Source organism: Kitasatospora sp. GP82 (assembly GCF_029892105.1).
GTDB lineage: Bacteria > Actinomycetota > Actinomycetes > Streptomycetales > Streptomycetaceae > Kitasatospora.
The window spans coordinates 81,674-98,462 of record NZ_JARZAJ010000004.1 but is presented as its reverse complement, the minus strand read 5'-3'; the positions used below and the strand labels follow the sequence as shown (position 1 = coordinate 98,462).

Genomic DNA, 16,789 nt, shown 5'->3' with positions numbered 1-16,789 from the left:
TCTCACCGGGGCGGCGTAGCCGGACCTAGGGGTCGGCTCAGGGACGACCCCTGAGAACCGTGCTGCGTGCGGGCTCAGCGCGGTTCGGCCGGGGCCGCCGCCAGGCTGTACGGCTTCGCCGCAGGGGCCACGGGCGCCGGAACGTGGCCGGCCGGTGCTGGTGCCGGGTCGGGCTCGGCAAGGGACGGAGCGGGCGGCGCGGGTGCCCGGGGCACAGGCGCCGCGGTGGCCCGGGTGCGAAGGCGGGTCCGGCCGGCCGGGACGAAGGTCAGATGGGTGGCCGCGACGCCGAGCGTCCCCAGCAGGATGTTGTCGACGTCCAGGACGTGCCCCGGCGTCCAGCCCTTGAGGATCTCCAGGGCGGTGGCCAGCAGCGCCGAGCCGCCCACGGTGTGCAGGAAGGACGGCAGCCAGCCGATCCGCAGCCGCCCACCGGCCAGCGGCAGCAGGATGCCGAGCGGCGCCAGCGGCAGCAGTCCGGCGGCCAGCTGCCGAGCGCCCGCGAGACCGCCGATGGCCATGGCCTGGTCGACCGAGGCGAAGGGCGTCAGATTGGCCGGCGCCGTCCAGCCGACCGCCAGCGGACGGAGGATGAACCACCCGGCAATCACCAGGTACGCGGTGAGCAGGCTCAGCCCGAGCCTGCGTACCGGCAGCGAGACCTCGGGGAGGGGTTCGGGTGGCGGTGGCTCCTCAGGCCGTCCGTCCTCCGGCGGCCGGGAGAGCGCGGACTGTGAGGAGTCCGGCGCGGGTGGCGGAGCGTACACCCTGTCGGTGGGGCCGCCCCCGGCCTGCACGCCGGTTCCGCGCTCGTGGCGCGTGGTGGTGCCATCTCGCTGCACGCCGGTGAGGACGCCCGGTCTGCCGTCCGTGGTTCCGGACCCTTGCCCGCGGGATTCGGTTAAGCCTTTCATGAGCAGCGGGACGCTCCCGGTGAGGGGACGGCGCTGAACACGCTGTTCGGCGCCTTCGCCGAGGGGGCCACACTCGCCGGAGCGGGCGTGCCGGGCGCCGTTGCCGGCGCAGACCTGCCCGGATACCCGGGGGAGCGCGCGGCCGTCGGGTATCCCGGTGGTGTCGAAGGCACCGGGGCGACGGTCGGCGACGGCGTGGGGGCCAGGATCGCCGTCGGGACGCTCTCCGGGGTCGGGCAGGACGTCCGGCTGGCCGGCGCGCCCGCGTCCACGGGAACGGTGGTCGGCCGGATGCCGCAGCCCGTCGCGGCCGCCAGGGCGGCGGCCAGCAGTGCGGCCGCGGCCGCGGTCCTGCGTACGTTCACTGGACACCTTCCTGATCGGCCGCCTTGGCCTGCTGCCCGGTCGAGGGCCTATCCGGGGCAGGGGCCGTCGGGTCGGCCGGGGTGAGTGGCAGGGTCAGCGTGAACACCGCGCCGACCTCGCCGTTGGCCGCGGTGATGGTGCCGCCGTGGATCTGCGCGTTCGCCATCGCGATGGACAGCCCGAGCCCGCTGCCCTCGGAGCGGGCACGGCCCTTGTCGGCCTTGTAGAAGCGGTCGAAGACATGCGGCAGGACGTCCTCGGGGATACCGGGGCCGCTGTCGGACACCTCCACCACCACGGACTCGTCGTCCTGGCGGACCTTCACCCGCACCGGCGAGCCGCCGTGCTTGAGCGCGTTGCCGATCAGGTTGGCGAAGACCACGTCCAGGCGGCGCGGGTCCACCACCGCGAGAATCCCGCGCGGGGCGTCCACCTCGACCGCGTCATACCAGGCCCGGCCGTCGATGCAGGACATGATCAGGTCGGCGATGTCCACCTCGTCGGCGACCAGCTTGGCGGTGCCCGCGTCGAAGCGGGTCACCTCCATCAGGTTCTCGACCAGGTCGGAGAGCCTACGGGTCTCGCTGACCACCAGCCGGACGGCCGGCTCGATCATCGGGTCCAGCGACTCGGCCTCGTCCTCCAGGATGTCCGTCACCGCCGTCATCGCGGTGAGCGGGGTGCGCAGTTCGTGCGACATGTCGGCGACGAAGCGCCGGCTCTGCGCCTCGCGCGCGCTCAACTCCTCGACCTGCTCGGACAGTGACTCCGCCGCCCGGTTGAACGTCCTCGCCAGGTCGGCGAGTTCATCGCCGCCCTCGACGTCGAGCCGGGTGTCCAGCTTGCCCTCGCCGAGCCGCAGCGCCGCCTCGGCGAGCCGCTTCACCGGCCGCAGTACCGTTGCCGAGGCGGCCTGCGCCAGCAGCGCGGAGCCGATCAGCGCGAGCAGGGTGGCGATCGCCAGTGACCAGCCCAGCGTGTTGAGGTCGGCCCGCTCGTTCTCCAGCGACTTGAACATGTACGCCGTCGGCCCGGTCGGCACCACCTTCGTCCCGCCGACCACGTACGGCTTGCCGTCCAGGTTCACCCGCTGCCAGTACAGGTGGTACGGGTACGCGTTGCCCGAGCCGACCTCGCGCGGCTTGGCGACCGTGGTGCGCAGTGCCTGCGGCACCTGGGCGAGGGTGAAGTGCGACGGGTCCGAGGAGGCGGTGCAGTCGGGCTGGCTCTCGTCGGTCACCACCACCTGGTAGTTGAGGCCGGAGGTGGCGACCAGATCGGCCAGGTTGGTCAGTTGCGGACAGCTGGCGTTCAGCGGCAGGTCGGAGACGTTGCGGGTGAGCGAGACCCGGAAGTCCCTGAGCGCGGTGTCCTGGGCACGCTTGAGCACCGCATCGCGGTTGAGCCAGTAGGCGATGCCGGAGGCCGAGACGGCGGTGGTCAGCGCGACGACGGCGAACACCGCGATCAGCCGTACCCGCAGCGAACGCAGCTGTCGCCACCGCCAGGGGCGCGGACGGCGCGAGGTATGAGGGTCAACAGTCAACAGGGATTCTCACCAATGGTCGTTCAGGGCTGGGCCGCCGGTGCTGGGTCAGAGCTGTGACGGTGGGTCCAGACGGTAGCCCACGCCGCGCACCGTGCGGATCAGTGTCGGTGCCGAGGGCACATCCTCCACCTTGGCCCGCAGTCGTTGCACGCAGGCGTCCACCAGTCGGGAGTCGCCCAGGTAGTCGTGCTCCCAGACCAGGCGCAGCAGCTGCTGGCGGGACAGCGCCTGACCGGGTCTGCGGCTCAGTTCGAGCAGCAACCGCAGCTCGGTGGGGGTCAGTTGGAGGTCCTGGCCGTCCTTGGTGACGGTCATCGCCGAGCGGTCGATCACCACGCTGCCGTACACGGAGGAGTCCGAGCTCTCCCGCTCGCCGCGCCGCAGCACGGCGCGGATCCGGGCGTCGAGCACCCGGGGCTGCACCGGTTTCACCACATAGTCGTCCGCGCCGGACTCCAGCCCGACCACCACGTCGATGTCGTCCGAGCGCGCGGTCAGCAGGATGATCGGCAGCTGGTCGGTACGGCGGATCCGCCGGCAGACCTCGAATCCGTCGATGCCGGGCAGCATCACGTCGAGCACGATCAGATCCGGACGCTGCTCCTTGAAGAGCTTCAGACCGTCCTCGCCGGAGGCGGCCGTGACTACGCGGTGACCCTGGCGGGTGAGGGCGAGTTCGAGGCCGGTCCGGATGGCGTCGTCGTCCTCGATCAGAAGGAGGTAAGGCACGGGCTCATTCTGGCCCACTCGGCGCAGCGAATCACCCACTGTGTCACGCCCGCCCATCACGGGAACCGGAATCGGGCTCTCAGGCGTCCCGGCTGGTGCGGAGGAGATGTGGACCAAAGTCCCGGCCGCTGTGACAGCCCTGTGACAGTCGACGGACAGCGCCATGACGACCGGCGGGCAAGATTTTCTCTGTCGCCGCAACAACGCCCGGCCCGAACGGCCGGCAGTGCGGCGGCGGACAGCGAACCGCTCGTACCGACCATGGGGGTGTCACGATGAACGCCACGCTCAAGACCCGCAGCACCGCGGCCGTCCGCAACGCGCGTTCATCGGCAGTCGCCGCCAGGACGCGCTTCGAGGTTCGCACCGACGAGTCGTCCGGTGCCGTGATCGTACGGGGGTGCGCACACAGCACCGGAGCCCGCCGCATTGCCGGTGGGAGCAGGACGGGGGAGCTGCACGGGATCGGCCGCCGGGGGATTCCGGCCGACTCCGCCTCGACCCTCACGCTGCGGGGAGTCCTCCCCGTCCGCGTGGAGGGCCAGGAGAGCGGCAACGGCCCTGCGGCCGGTCGCGGTTCGGGGGAGCCGGCCGGCCGCGCGGCCGCCGGTGCGACGCTGCTGCGGCTGACGTCCACCGACCAGGCCGAGGCGACCGGCGACGACCACATCACCGAGTTCACCGCCTACGTCCGCGAGCGCCGCGCCTCGCTCTACGCCACCGCCTACCACCTCACCGGCGACCGCCACGAGGCCGAGGACCTGCTGCAGAGCGCGCTCTTCAGCACCTACCGCGCCTGGGGCCGGATCACCGACAAGGCGGCGGTCGGCGGCTACCTCCGCCGCACCATGACCAACCTGCACATCTCCGCCTGGCGGCGCCGCAAGGTCAACGAGTACCCGACCGAGGAGCTGCCGGAGACGGTCGGCGACACCGACGCGATGGGCGGCACCGAGCTGCGCGCCGTGCTCTGGCAGGCGCTGGCCAAGCTGCCGGAGAACCAGCGCACCATGCTGGTGCTCCGCTACTACGAGGGCCGCACCGACCCCGAGATCGCCGACATCCTCGGCATCAGCGTCGGCACGGTGAAGAGCAGCATCTGGCGCGCGCTGCGCCGGCTGCGGGACGACGAGCAGCTGAACCGCACGGGTGACACCGTGCTCGCGTTCGGGGAGCTCGTCGCCTGACAGACTCCCGTCGGGGGACGGGTGGGGCAGATTCAGGGGCGCGGACGTCGGCTCGGGGGAGCGGCGACCGACGGGGGGCTCCCGGGATCCGACCCAGCGCAAGGCCCGGTGCCGGGGAGAGGCACCGGGCCTTGCGCTGTGCGCAGCGAACCTTGCCAGGGGCGCGAGCCGTGAGGCTTGCGCCCCTGGATGCTTGCGCCCCTTGAGCTTGCCCCTTGCCCCCGAGGGCTTACTGCCGTTGCTGGACGCGTAGTTGGAGCCAGCAGGAGAGCCGGTCGTCCGGGTGGTCCAGGTCGAGGCCGAACAGCTCCCGGGCGCGGCGCAGCCGGTACTTGAGCGTGTTCGGGTGCACCGAGAGCCGCTCGGCCGCCTGCCCGACGTTGCCGACGGCGTCCAGCCAGGCGGTGACGGTGGCCGCGTAGTCGGTGTGCTGGGTGCGGTCGTGCTCGACCATGGCGGCGATGCCCGGGTGGCGCAGCCTCGGGAGCCGGGCCAGCTCGTCGGCGAAGTGTGCCAGCAGGACGCGCGCATGGGTCTGTGTCAGATCCGCGACGGCCGGAGCCTGCTGGTCGCAGGTGGTCACGCGGAGGATGTCGTCGACCTCGGCGCGCAGGTCGGTCAGCTCGGTCAACTCCTCGGCGGGACGGCTGATCGCGGCCCGCAGCGCGGTGGTGACCGGCTCGTCGCGCGGTCTGAGCAGCGACTGGCCGATGGTGGCCACGGCCTGTTCAGCCAGCCGCCGCACGGCGGCCGGTTCGAGCTCGGGCAGCAGGACGTACACCGTCCGGCCGAGTGCGGTGATGGCCGCCTCCGCGTGGACGGCCGCCCAGTGCCGGGCGGCGACGGCGGCGATCCTGGTGATGGCCGGCGGCTCCTGGTCCGGCAGGCACAGCGCCGCCAGCCCGAGCAGTGTCACCGGCCGGGTACGGTCAGAGAGGCCGAGCCGGAAGCGGACCTCCGCCGGTGACCAGTGCCCGCTGAGCGCGCCGCGCAGCGCCTCCTCGCGGGCGTGCAGATCGAGTTCGGCGGCGCTGCGGCGGCGCAGCATGTGCAGGGCGGCGAGCCGGGCGCCGTCCAGCAGCGCCCGTTCTCCGGGCGGGTCCAGTCCGTCGGGGCCCTCGATCGCCCAGAGGGTGCCGAGCGGCAGGTCCCCGGCCCGGATCGCGACGGCGGCCCGCGGCAGTTCGTCCTCGGCCAGCGGCGGCAGCCGGAGCACCCCGGGGGCGGCCAGCACCTCCCGGTACTGGCGGTGCAGTGCCGGCGGCTCGGCTCCCTCCGGCACCCGGCGCTCCAGGATGCCCCGGCGGCGCAGCTCGTCCATCGGCTGGTCGGGCAACGAGGAGTAGGCGAGCACCCGGCGGTCCAGGTCCTCGACGGCCACCGGGCCGCCGACGACCGCGGCCACGGCGTTGGCGAGGGCGAACAGCTCCTCGCTCGTGCCGTCGAGCATTGGCGATTCCGTTGCCTCCATGTCCGAACATTAGGCGATTTCGCCAGAGACCGGCTGCTCGTGCGTCGCGCACCATGGCACGGATGCACCGATCGCAACAGCGTGCGGGCAACGTCCGTCAGGGTCCTTGCCCACGGGCCCGTACCGTCAACGAACCGGGAGAGGCAGCATGACCCTCGGCGCCGTCACGCCCGCAACCGCCCAGAACCGGCTGTTGGGCCTGTTCCCGCAGGGCACGACCGTCGCCGAGGGCGGCGAGTTGCTGATCGGCGGGTGCCGGGCGAGCGAACTGGCCGAGCAGTACGGCACCCCGGCGCTGCTGGTGGACGAGGTGGCCCTGCGTACCCGCGCCCGCCGTTACGCCGACGGGCTGGCGGCACGGTGGCCGAACTCGCGGGTGGCCTTCGCTTCCAAGGCGTTCCCCTGCACCGCCGTGTACCGGCTGCTGGCCAAGGAGGGCCTCGGCATGGACGTGGCCGGCGGCGGCGAACTGACCCTGGCCCTGGCCGCCGGGGCCGATCCGGCCACACTCGTCGTCCACGGCAACGCCAAGACCGAGGAGGAGCTGCGGCTGGCGGTGACGGCGGGCGCCGGGCTGATCGTCGTCGACAACTTCGACGACATCGACCGGCTGGAGAAGATCCTCGCCGACCACCCCGAGCACGACCAGGGCGTGCTGGTCAGGGTCACCCCCGACATCCGCCCCGACACCCACGCGGCGGTCTCCACCGGCCAGGCCGGATCGAAGTTCGGGCTGCCGGTGCCGCAGGCGCGGGAGGCGATCGCCCGGCTGCGCGGCAGCGACCGGCTGCGGCTGGACGGCGTCCATGTGCATGTCGGCTCGCAGATCCTCCGGACCGAGCCGTTCGTCCGTGCGGTGGAGGCGGTCGCCGGGCTCGGCGAGTTCGCGGTGTACGACTTCGGCGGCGGCCTCGGCGCCCGCTACACCTACCAGGACCGGCCGCCGAGCATCGAGCACTACCTGGACGCGCTGGTCGACACCGCCCGACGGGTCCTGCCCGCCGAGGCCCGTCTCCTCATCGAGCCGGGACGTTCGCTGGTCGCCGGGACCGGGGTCTCGCTCTACCGGGTGGTGACGGTCAAGGACGGCGAGTAGCCGATCGTCGCGGTCGACGGCGGTATGGGCGACAACCTCGAAGTCTCCCTGTACGCCCAGCGGTTCGAGGCCACGGTCGCCACCCGGGTCGGCGGTGGCCTGCCCTGCCGCCTGGTCGGCCGCCACTGCGAGTCCGGTGACACGCTCAGCGCCGGCGTCCTGCTGCGCAACCCGAGCCCCGGTGACCTGATCGCCGTCCCGGCCACCGGCGCCTACACGTACTCGCTCAGCAACAACTACAACGGCGCCCGTCGCCCCCCGGTGGTCTTCTGCGGCGAGGGAGGTTCGCGGGCGGTCGTGCGGCGTGAGACCTACGAGGACCTGATGCGGCGCGACCTCTCCTAGCCCGCTCTGCCCGGCCGGTGCCGCTCGCGGTACTGGCCGGGGGAGAGACCGTACTCCCGCTTGAACGCCTTGGCGAAGGCGAACTCCGAGGTGTAGCCCGTCTGTCGGGACACCACCCGCAGCGGAGCGTCGTCCGCGCGCAGCAGCCGGCCGGCCGTGGTCATCCGCCACCAGGTGAGGTAGCCCAGCGGCGGCTGCCCGACCAGGGCGGCGAACCGTCGGGCGAAGGCGGCCCGGGAGAGTCCCGCCCTGGCGGCCAGCTCCTCGACCGTCCACAGGCGGGCCGGGTCGCCGTGGATGTCGCGCAGCGCCGAGGCGACGGCCGGATCGCCCAGTGCTGCCGCCCAGCCGGCGGCGCACCGGTTGGACTCCTCCTCGAACCAGGCCCGCAGGACGAGGAGCAGCAGCGTGTCGAGCAGTGCGGGGACAGCGGCGTCCGAACCCGGCCTGCGGTCGGTCGCCTCGCTGCCGAGCAGATCGACCACCGCGCGCAGCCCCGGGTGATGGCCGACCCGGGCGGGCAGGTGGAGCGTCGACGGCAGTCCGGCCAGCAGCGGGTGAGCCCGGACCTGGTTCAACTGGTAGGCACCGCAGAGAAGTTGGGTGGAAACCCCGCTTCCCTCCGGCCGGTCCGGCTGTATGGGCAGGCTGCCGTCGGGTTGCAGTTCCACCTCCTCCAGTGGAGTGTCCGGCCGGTCGGCAAGGCCGTACCTGCCGCCGCGCGGCAGCAGCACCACATCGCCGGTACCGAGCTGCACCGGCTCGGAGTCGTCCGCAGGCAGCAGCCAGCACGATCCCTGGAGCACCACGTGCACCCCGGTGCCCTCGGAGGCCGGAAAGCGGATGCCCCACGGGCTGAACCTGCGCGACCGGCCCGCGTGCGGCTGGCCCGTGCGCATCGCGGTGATCGCGTCGCTCAGTACGTCCATGTCCGGCAGCGTATCGGGGTGGACGATCGGACATGATCACGAGCGTCTGTGGCATGGGCGTCCATGCCCCGGCCTTCGTACGGTGAAGGGGTCAACGGCGCACCGCAACTGATGGGGCGTCATATATCTCTGGGGGATCCACCATGGCCAAGACGGTTGTGTTCGACGAGATCGGCGGCCCCGAGGTGCTGCGCATCGTCGAGGTCGAGCTCGGCGAGCCGGGGCCCGGCGAGGTGCTGGTCCGGGTCGATGCGCTCGGACTGAACCGCGCCGAGGCGCTGTTCCGTTCGGGCGGCTACTACTACCAGGCGACCCTGCCCGGCTCCCGGCTCGGCTACGAGGCCGCCGGTGAGATCCTCGCCGCCGGCGAGGGCGTCACCGGCTTCGCACCCGGCGACCCGGTCATCACCGCAGGGCTCGGCGACATGAGCCGCAACGGCGTGTACGGAGACCGGGTCGTCATCGCCGCCGACGACCTGGTCCGCCGGCCCGCTACCGTCGACGCCGTCACCGGCGCCGCCTCCTGGCTGTCCTACGGCACCGCGTACGGCGCCCTGGTCGAGCGGGGCGGACTGCGCCCCGGTGACACCGTGCTGATCACGGCCGCGTCCAGCAGCGTCGGCGTCGCCGCGATCCAGGTCGCCAACCACCTCGGTGCCGTTCCCGTCGCGGTCACCCGCAGCGCCGAGAAGCGCAAGCAGCTGCTGGAGCTGGGCGCGGTGCACGTCATCGCCCTGGACGAGGAGGAACTGCTCGACCGGGTCCGGGAGATCACGGACGGACGGGGAGCCGAGTTCGTCCTCGACCCGGTCGCCGGTCCGGGCCTCCAGACCGTGGCCCAGGCGGTCGCCCCCGGCGGCCTGCTCATCGTCTACGGCTGGCTCGACCCGCGTCCGGCCCCGCTGCCGCTCAACTGGGGTCTGCGGATCCTCGGTTACGCCCACGGCGACGTGATCGCCGACCGGGCAGCCCGTCGCCGCGCCGAGCACTTCATCAACGCCGGTCTGCGTGCCGGAACGCTGGCTCCGGTGATCGACCGCACCTTCGACCTGGACGACATCGCCGAGGCCCACCGCCACCTGGAGTCCAACTCCCAGGTCGGCAAGGTCGTGGTCACCGTCCGCCACTGACATCCCCGGCGACCGGGGCGCCGCGCTAATCGGCCGATGGGTTGCACCGCCCCGGGGGCACGGGAGCGGCTCGCTTCAGGAGCTTCAGGCGCCGACCACCGCGGGCCGCTCCGCCGTCACGGTACGTACCCTGCGCTCGGCCTCCGCCCCCGCGCAGGCGTACGCGCCGAGGCCGACCTGACGCGCCACGATGCCGTGCTCGGCACGCATCAGCCGCCAGCCGCGCCGCAGCAGCACCGGCAGCGACTTACGCCCCTCGCGGACGTCCCGCCGCAGGCGCCGCCATGCGGTGGTCAGCGGGTGGTTGCGCAGGCAGAGTGCGTCGCCGAGGACCTCCTCGCCCGCGCACTGCTCGACGATCTCGGCGGCGAAGATGCCCTCGGCGATGAACGCGGGGGCGCCGCCGAGGTCCAGGGTGTGCGTACCCACCCTGCCGTTGTCCGGGATCGAGTACACCGGGACTTCGGCGCGGCCGTGGTCGGCCAGTCGGCGGATCGTTGCCACGGCCTGGTCGCGGTGCCAGGCGAGCGGTGAGTCCCAGTCGACCCCGCCGTCCGGGAGGAGCGGCAGCGTCGGGTCGTCGCCGTCCTTGTAGAAGTCGTCGAGCTGGAGCACCGGCAGCCCGGTCCGGGCGGCGAGTGAGGACTTGCCCGAGCCGGAGGGCCCGGAGAGCAGCACCACGCGGGCACGGGGTATCGACGGCTGGTTCAGCGGGGAGTCACTCACGGGACACCAGTCTGACGCATCCGACACCCATGCCGAAACCAGGCGTCGGTCACTTCCGCCGCCGCACCGTCCCGCCCGGGGCACTCCTGGGCGCTCCGGGTGCGCTCCGACCGCGTCAGAGCCGTACTTCGCCGAGCCCCAGCCGTACGGCGTCCAGATAGCCGGTGTACGCCTGGACGCTCACGGCGGGCCCGTCACCGGGCGGCTGGTAGGCGGCGGCCGCCCAGTCCAGCTCGTACCAGGTGTCCGGCTCCGGGGCGAAGAACTCGCCGCCGACCGCGAACTCCAGGTAGGGGTACTCCCGCGAGCCGAAGGCTGCCGCGGGCCTGCCGGGGGTGATCAGGATGCTGCCGCTGGTGTACTCGGTCGGCCAGCCGGGGCGTTCGGAGCGGACGGAGCACGGAATCCGGGCCGCCAGCCCCGCCTTCAGCCGCCGCTTCGCCCGATGCACCCGCAGCGACCGGAACGGCCCGTTGCCCAGCGTCACGGCCGGATCGGCCAGGATCTCCCACACGGCTGTCTCCCCGAGATCGCCAGAAACAAGATCGTAACTATCCGGATTATGAGCATCCGTCAGAAGAGACAGCCCGGACGCAGCCCCGGTTGCCCGCCGATCGGCTGCTTCCGACCCCGCAGGGTGGCGGGCGGAGAGGGCGACGGGCCCGCACCAGGGGGGAGAGGTGCGGGCCCGTCTTCGGCACGTCCGGGCCCCTGGGGGAGAGGGGCGCTGGGGACGGCCGGTCCGTGGTGCGGTCAGATACCCATCGGGTGCCAGACCGTCTTGGTCTCCAGGAACGACAGTAGCCGCTCGGTACCGGGCGCATTGGTCCAGTCCAGGGCCGCCTGGTCGAGGGCCGGACGGATCACCCGCTTGAGCGTGTCGGCGGCCGCGGCCTCCAGCTCGGTGGCCGAACCGGGGCCTTCGGCGGCGATCGCACCGGAGAGGTCGAGGCCGTTGACATCCTGGTGCGAGGCCAGGGTGGGGGCGATGTCGGCGGTACGGCCGGAGATCACGTTGACCACGCCGCCCGGCAGGTCGGAGGTGGCCAGCACCTCGCCCAGCGAGAGCGCGGGCAGCGGAGCGTCGGCGGCGGCGGCCACCACGACCGTGTTGCCGGTGGCGATCACCGGGGCGATCGCCGAGACCAGGCCGAGGAAGGAGAAGCCGTAGCCGGACTGCGGCGCCACGACGCCGACCACCCCGGACGGTTCGGGGGTGGAGAGGTTGAAGTACGGACCGGCGACCGGGTTGGCCCCGCCCGCGATCTGCGCCACCTTGTCCGTCCAGCCCGCGTACCAGACCCAGCGGTCGATCGCGGCGTCCACCAGCGCGGCGGCCTTCTTGCCGCTGATGCCCTCGGCGGTGGCCACCTCGGCGGCGAACTGCTCGCGACGGCCCTGGAGCATCTCCGCGACCCGGTAGAGCACCTGGCCGCGGTTGTACGCGGTGGTGCCCGACCAGCCCTTCACCGCCGCGCGGGCGGCGACGACGGCGTCCCGGGCGTCCTTGCGGGTGCCGAGCGGGGCGTTGGCGAGCCACTGGCCCTTGCTGTCGGTCACCTCGTACACCCGCCCGCTCTCGGAGCGCGGGAACTTCCCGCCGACGTACAGCTTGTAGGTCTTGCTCACCTGAATCCGTGCAGGGGCATCAAGACGCGAGGCAATGTCAGACATCGAGGTAGGCCTCCAGACCGTGGCGGCCACCCTCGCGGCCGTAGCCCGACTCCTTGTAGCCGCCGAACGGCGAGGTCGGGTCGAACTTGTTGAAGGTGTTGGCCCAGACCACACCGGCCTTGAGCTGGTTCGCCATCCACAGGATGCGCGAGCCCTTCTCGGTCCAGATGCCCGCCGAGAGGCCGAACGGGGTGTTGTTGGCCTTCTCGACCGCCTCGGTGGGCGTGCGGAAGGTCAGCACCGAGAGCACCGGGCCGAAGATCTCCTCGCGGGCGATCCGGTGCGCCTGGCTGACCCCGGTGAACAGGGTCGGGCGGAACCAGTAGCCGGCGGAGGGGAGTTCGCAGGCGGGGGACCAGCGCTCGGCGCCCTCGGCCTCGCCGGCCAGGGACAGCTCGGTGATCCGGGCCAGCTGGGCGGCCGAGTTGATGGCGCCGATGTCGGTGTTCTTGTCCAGCGGGTCGCCGACGCGCAGGGTGGCCATCCGGCGCTTGAGGGCGTCCAGCAGCTCGTCCTGGATCGACTCCTGGACCAGCAGGCGCGAACCCGCGCAGCAGACGTGGCCCTGGTTGAAGAAGATGCCGTTCACGATGCCCTCGACCGCCTGGTCGATCGGCGCGTCGTCGAAGACGATGTTGGCGGCCTTGCCGCCGAGTTCGAGCGACAGCTTCTTCCGGGTGCCCGCGATCTGCTTGGCGATCGCCCGGCCGACCGGGGTCGAGCCGGTGAAGGCGACCTTGTTGACGTCCGGGTGCGCGGTGAGCGCGGCGCCGGTGCGGCCGTCACCGGTCACGATGTTGACGACGCCCTTGGGCAGACCGGCCTGGCGGCAGATCTCGGCGAAGCGCAGCGCGGTCAGCGGGGTGGTCTCGGCCGGCTTGAGCACCACGGTGTTGCCGGTGGCGAGCGCGGGGGCGATCTTCCAGGCCAGCATCAGCAGCGGGAAGTTCCACGGGATGACCTGGCCGGCCACACCCAGCGGCTTCGGGTTGGCCCCGTAGCCGGCGTAGTCGAGCTTGTCGGCCCAGCCCGCGTAGTAGAAGAAGTGCGCGGCGACCAGCGGAAGGTCGACGTCGCGGGTCTCGCGGATCGGCTTGCCGTTGTCGATCGACTCCAGCACGGCCAGCTCGCGCGAGCGCTCCTGGATGATCCGGGCGATCCGGAACAGGTATTTGGCGCGCTCGCTGCCCGGCAGCGCCGACCAGTCGGTGAACGCCTTGCGCGCGGCCGCGACCGCGCGGTCGACGTCCTCGTCGGTGCCCTGCGCGAACTCGGCCAGCACCTGCTCGGTGGCCGGGTTGACGGTCTTCAGCGCCTCGCTGCCGCTGGAGTCCACGAACTCGCCGCCGATGAAGTGGCCGTACGAGGTCGCGATGTCGCCTGCGGCTGCGGGGGACTCGGGCGCGGGGGCGTACTCGAAGAGGCGGCCCTTGGGGGTCACGGTCTCTTCCGCCTTCTTGTTGTTCTTGGCCATGGTCTCAGTCCACCGTCACGTAGTCGGGACCGGAGTACCGGCCGGTGGTCAGCTTCTGACGCTGCATCAGCAGGTCGTTGAGCAGGCTGGAGGCGCCGAAGCGGAACCAGTGCGGGGTCAGCCAGTCGTCGCCGAGGGTCTCGTTGACCATCACCAGGTACTTCATGGCGTCCTTGGTGGTCTTGATGCCACCGGCGGGCTTCACGCCGACCTGGATGCCGGTCTGCGCCTTGAAGTCGCGGACGGCTTCCAGCATCAGCAGGGTCACCGGGGGAGTCGCGTTGACCGCGACCTTGCCGGTGGAGGTCTTGATGAAGTCGGCCCCGGCGAGCATCGCCAGCCAGGAGGCGCGGCGCACGTTGTCGTACGTCTGCAGCTCGCCGGTCTCGAAGATCACCTTGAGGTGGGCGGCGGTGCCGTCCGGGCGCTTGCACGCCTCCTTGACGGCGACGATCTCGTTGAAGACGTCCAGGTACCGGCCGGAGAGGAAGGCGCCACGGTCGATGACCATGTCGATCTCGTCGGCCCCGGCCGCGACCGCGTCGGCGGTGTCGGCCAGCTTGACCGGGAGCGCGGCGCGCCCGGCGGGGAAGGCGGTGGCGACGGAGGCGACCTGGATGTCGGTCCCCTCCAGCGCGGCCTTCGCGGTGGCGACCATGTCCGGGTAGACGCAGATCGCGGCGACGCGGGGGGCGCCCGGGTCGCTGGGGTCGGGGTTCCTGGCCTTGGTGCACAGTGCGCGCACCTTGCCGACCGTGTCCGCGCCTTCCAGCGTGGTCAGGTCGATCATCGAGATGGCCAGATCAATGGCATACGCCTTGGCCGTGGTCTTGATCGAACGGGTGCCGAGGGAGGCGGCGCGGGCTTCCAGGCCGACGGCGTCGACGCCGGGCAGGCCGTGCAGGAAGCGACGGAGCGAGGCCTCGGACGCCGCAACGTCCTGAAGGCCGCCGCCCGCAGCGCCGAGGGCGTTGGCTGCAACAGTGGACATGGTCACAAGAGCAGCATATCTACGCGCGTAGCCACGTGCTAGAGAGGGCTCCTTTTCGATGCGGGACCGAGACCTGGCCGATGCCGCCGACCACGCCCGGGTGATCGCCCAGGCCGGCCTCGCCGCTCAGGCGCACGCGCTGGTCGCCGGGCTCTCCGGCCGTCAGCGGGCCAGGGTCTCGCTCGCCGCAGCCCTGCTCGGACGCCCCGGACTCCTCGTCCTCGACGAGCCCACGGCCGGCCTCCGCCGCCGCACGGCCTGAGCCGCCCGGCTCAGCGTTCCAGCAGTTCGGCGCGGATGCCGCTGATGACGATGGCCAGCTCCCGGGCGAAGGTCGCATCGCGCAGCCGCGCCGGGACGATGCCCACCTTCCGGGCCTGTTCTTCCAGTGTGTAGCCGTTGACGAAGCTGGTGACCGCGTCGGCGCCGATGGCCGCGTCCTCCTCGGACGCGCCCGCCGAGCGCAGGGTGTCGATCAGCGTGCGCATGAAGCGCACCGCGGCGGGCGGCGGGGCGGTGAAGGAGGCCACCACTCGGGCGCCGTCGCGGTGCGCCAGTACCGACTCGCGTGCCCGCACGGCCAGTTCTCGCAGCCGGTCGGCCCAGTCGCCCGTCGCCGCCGGCTCGATGGACACCTCGCCGATGATCTGCTCGGCCAGGGCGTCCAGCAGTGCGGCCTTGCTCGGGTAGTGCCAGTACAGGGCACCGGCCCTGACGCCCAGCCGGTCCGCCAGGCGGCGGGTGGTCAGCTCGTCGAGGCCCACCTCGTCGAGCAGTTCCATCGCACCGCGGAGCACATCTGATTGTCGGAGCGGCATCGGTCCTCCTGTCCGCATGCATCTTGCCACTTGAACACCGACCAAGTAACTTGAACACCGTTCAGGTGAACGGTGTTCAAGTAGAGGGGGCTCGCGATGCGGGTACTGGTGATCGGGGCGGGCGTCGGAGGACTCTGTCTGGCACAGGGGCTGCTCAAAGCCGGCATCGACGTGCGGATCTACGAGCGGGAACCGGGTGTCGACAGTCGCTACCAGGGCTTCCGGATCGGACTGGGCGGCGCGGGCCTGGACGCGCTGCGAGCATGCCTGCCACAGCGACTGCACGCCCTGCTGGAGGCCAGTACGGGCGAGATCGCCGGTGAGCGGGTGATGGTCGACCAGCAACTGAAGGTGATCGGCCGACTCGGCGCGATGTACGGAGGCATGGCCACCGACCGGCACGTCCTGCGGCACCTGCTGCTCGCGGGCCTCAAGGAGCGCATCGAGTTCGGCAAGCGCCTGGTCGAGTACGTCGAGCAGGCCGACGGCACGGTCACGGCCGTCTTCGCCGACGGCAGCACCGCGACCGGCGACCTGCTGGTCGGCGCGGACGGGGTCGGCTCGCCGGTGCGCCGCCAACTCCTGCCCCACGCCGAGGTGGTGGCGCTCGACGGCCGTGCTGTCCTCGGGCGCACCCCGCTGACCGATCGCTTCGCCCGGCTGGTTCCGGGATTCGGCACGATCGTGCGCGGCTCAGAGGTGAGCGTGCTGCTCGGCAGGATGGAGTTCCGCCGCCCACCCCACCTCGCTGCCGCCGAACTGGCACCCGACGTCGAACTCCCCGCCGCCGGAAGCTATGTGCGCTGGGTCATGTTCCTCCCCGAAGGCACCGGAGAACTTCCGGACGACGGCTGGGCGCAGACCCGGGAGCTGCTGCTGAAGCTCGTCGACGGCTGGCACCCGGACCTCGTCGAGCTGATCCGGCAGTCCGACGTGGTGAACAGCTCGACCCTGACCGCCAGGTACGCCAAGCCCGTACCGCACTGGGGAAGCCGCCGAGTCACCCTGCTCGGCGACGCCATCCATGTCATGCCACCCAGCGGTGGCAAGGGAGCCAACACCGCGTTCCGGGACGCGGCCCTGCTCTGCCGCAGGCTGACCGAGGTCGAACGCGGTGAAGCCGAGCTGCTGACCGCGGTCGAACGCTACGAGCGGGAGATGCTCGACCACGGCTTCGCCGCGGTGGCCGAGAGCCTGGAGAAACTGCCGGCCTTCACCAGTCGCCCGGTCGAGCCCGCACCGAACCCCGTCGAGCCCGCACCGAACGCGGGTGGGCGGCAACGGGACGCGGCCGAGCCGGCGGCGGAAGCGGACGAGCGCGCAATGCGTGCGTCCACACGCTGAAAACGTCGATATTTCGTGATGGCAGGGCCATGGGGAACCCGTTGCC

17 protein-coding genes and 1 pseudogene are annotated in these 16,789 nt (G+C 72.0%); 6 read left to right on the top strand and 12 right to left on the bottom strand.

The features are described from left to right. Positions 1-74: 74 nt before the first annotated feature. The 4 genes from P3T39_RS05370 to P3T39_RS05355 form a co-directional block, all read right to left on the bottom strand. Positions 75-842: a VanZ family protein gene (locus P3T39_RS05370; RefSeq protein ID WP_280696178.1), complete on the bottom strand. Its 768-nt coding sequence runs from the start codon at positions 840-842 to the stop codon at positions 75-77. Between the two features lie 68 nt (positions 843-910). Next, positions 911-1,279, bottom strand: coding sequence for a hypothetical protein (locus P3T39_RS05365; protein ID WP_280696177.1), 369 nt, complete (start codon positions 1,277-1,279; stop codon positions 911-913). Next, a complete protein-coding gene (locus P3T39_RS05360) occupies positions 1,276-2,826 on the bottom strand; it encodes a HAMP domain-containing sensor histidine kinase (RefSeq protein WP_280696176.1) in 1,551 nt (516 codons plus the stop codon). Before P3T39_RS05360 ends, P3T39_RS05365 begins: the two co-directional genes overlap by 4 nt. A 48-nt stretch (positions 2,827-2,874) precedes the next feature. Then, positions 2,875-3,558, bottom strand: coding sequence for a response regulator transcription factor (locus P3T39_RS05355; protein WP_280696175.1), 684 nt, complete (start codon positions 3,556-3,558; stop codon positions 2,875-2,877). 275 nt (positions 3,559-3,833) lie between these two features. Here P3T39_RS05355 and P3T39_RS05350 point away from each other — a divergent pair, with 275 nt between their 5' ends. Further along, positions 3,834-4,745, top strand: a complete 912-nt coding sequence (locus P3T39_RS05350; RefSeq protein ID WP_280696174.1) for a SigE family RNA polymerase sigma factor — start codon at positions 3,834-3,836, stop codon at positions 4,743-4,745. Between the two features lie 229 nt (positions 4,746-4,974). Here P3T39_RS05350 and P3T39_RS05345 read toward each other — a convergent pair whose 3' ends face one another. Then, on the bottom strand, positions 4,975-6,195 hold the full coding sequence (locus P3T39_RS05345) for a helix-turn-helix domain-containing protein (protein ID WP_280696173.1): 1,221 nt from the start codon (positions 6,193-6,195) through the stop codon (positions 4,975-4,977). A 169-nt stretch (positions 6,196-6,364) separates the two neighbouring features. On the opposite strand from P3T39_RS05345, the gene P3T39_RS05340 reads away from it, so the two are divergent. Together P3T39_RS05340 and P3T39_RS05335 are read left to right on the top strand one after the other, a co-directional pair. Next, positions 6,365-7,312 carry a diaminopimelate decarboxylase gene (locus tag P3T39_RS05340; protein ID WP_280696172.1) on the top strand — a complete coding sequence of 316 codons (948 nt, stop codon included), beginning with the start codon at positions 6,365-6,367 and terminating at the stop codon, positions 7,310-7,312. Between the two features lie 3 nt (positions 7,313-7,315). Beyond that, complete coding sequence (locus tag P3T39_RS05335) at positions 7,316-7,657, top strand: hypothetical protein (protein WP_280696372.1); 342 nt, start codon at positions 7,316-7,318, stop codon at positions 7,655-7,657. On the opposite strand, the gene P3T39_RS05330 is transcribed toward P3T39_RS05335, so the two are convergent. Next, positions 7,654-8,586, bottom strand: a complete 933-nt coding sequence (locus P3T39_RS05330) for an AraC family transcriptional regulator (RefSeq protein ID WP_280696171.1) — start codon at positions 8,584-8,586, stop codon at positions 7,654-7,656. The genes P3T39_RS05335 and P3T39_RS05330 overlap by 4 nt on opposite strands. Positions 8,587-8,729: 143 nt before the next feature. On the opposite strand from P3T39_RS05330, the gene P3T39_RS05325 reads away from it, so the two are divergent. Beyond that, the gene (locus tag P3T39_RS05325; protein WP_280696170.1) at positions 8,730-9,716 is read left to right on the top strand and encodes a zinc-dependent alcohol dehydrogenase family protein; all 987 of its coding nucleotides are present in this window, start codon (positions 8,730-8,732) and stop codon (positions 9,714-9,716) included. 84 nt (positions 9,717-9,800) lie between these two features. Here the strand turns inward: P3T39_RS05325 and P3T39_RS05320 are convergent, their stop codons facing one another. The 5 genes from P3T39_RS05320 to deoC form a co-directional block, all read right to left on the bottom strand. Continuing rightward, on the bottom strand, positions 9,801-10,442 hold the full coding sequence (locus P3T39_RS05320) for an ATP-binding protein (protein WP_280696169.1): 642 nt from the start codon (positions 10,440-10,442) through the stop codon (positions 9,801-9,803). A 115-nt stretch (positions 10,443-10,557) separates the two neighbouring features. Beyond that, positions 10,558-10,956 (bottom strand): hypothetical protein, encoded by a 399-nt coding sequence (locus P3T39_RS05315; RefSeq protein ID WP_280696168.1) that lies wholly within the window; start codon positions 10,954-10,956, stop codon positions 10,558-10,560. Between the two features lie 239 nt (positions 10,957-11,195). Continuing rightward, a complete protein-coding gene (locus P3T39_RS05310; protein ID WP_280696167.1) occupies positions 11,196-12,116 on the bottom strand; it encodes an aldehyde dehydrogenase family protein in 921 nt (306 codons plus the stop codon). Beyond that, the gene (locus P3T39_RS05305) at positions 12,109-13,590 is read right to left on the bottom strand and encodes an aldehyde dehydrogenase family protein (protein ID WP_280696166.1); all 1,482 of its coding nucleotides are present in this window, start codon (positions 13,588-13,590) and stop codon (positions 12,109-12,111) included. Before P3T39_RS05305 ends, P3T39_RS05310 begins: the two co-directional genes overlap by 8 nt. A 4-nt stretch (positions 13,591-13,594) precedes the next feature. Next, the gene (gene deoC / locus P3T39_RS05300) at positions 13,595-14,581 is read right to left on the bottom strand and encodes a deoxyribose-phosphate aldolase (RefSeq protein ID WP_280696165.1); all 987 of its coding nucleotides are present in this window, start codon (positions 14,579-14,581) and stop codon (positions 13,595-13,597) included. Between the two features lie 88 nt (positions 14,582-14,669). On the opposite strand from deoC, the pseudogene P3T39_RS05295 reads away from it, so the two are divergent. Continuing rightward, positions 14,670-14,825 (top strand): annotated as a pseudogene (locus tag P3T39_RS05295) (ATP-binding cassette domain-containing protein); the annotation flags it as partial. Positions 14,826-14,853: 28 nt separating this feature from the next. On the opposite strand, the gene P3T39_RS05290 reads toward P3T39_RS05295, so the two are convergent. Next, complete coding sequence (locus tag P3T39_RS05290; RefSeq protein ID WP_280696164.1) at positions 14,854-15,399, bottom strand: TetR/AcrR family transcriptional regulator C-terminal domain-containing protein; 546 nt, start codon at positions 15,397-15,399, stop codon at positions 14,854-14,856. 96 nt (positions 15,400-15,495) lie between these two features. Here P3T39_RS05290 and P3T39_RS05285 point away from each other — a divergent pair, with 96 nt between their 5' ends. Then, a complete protein-coding gene (locus P3T39_RS05285; protein WP_280696163.1) occupies positions 15,496-16,743 on the top strand; it encodes an NAD(P)/FAD-dependent oxidoreductase in 1,248 nt (415 codons plus the stop codon). The last annotated feature ends 46 nt before the right edge of the window (positions 16,744-16,789 follow it).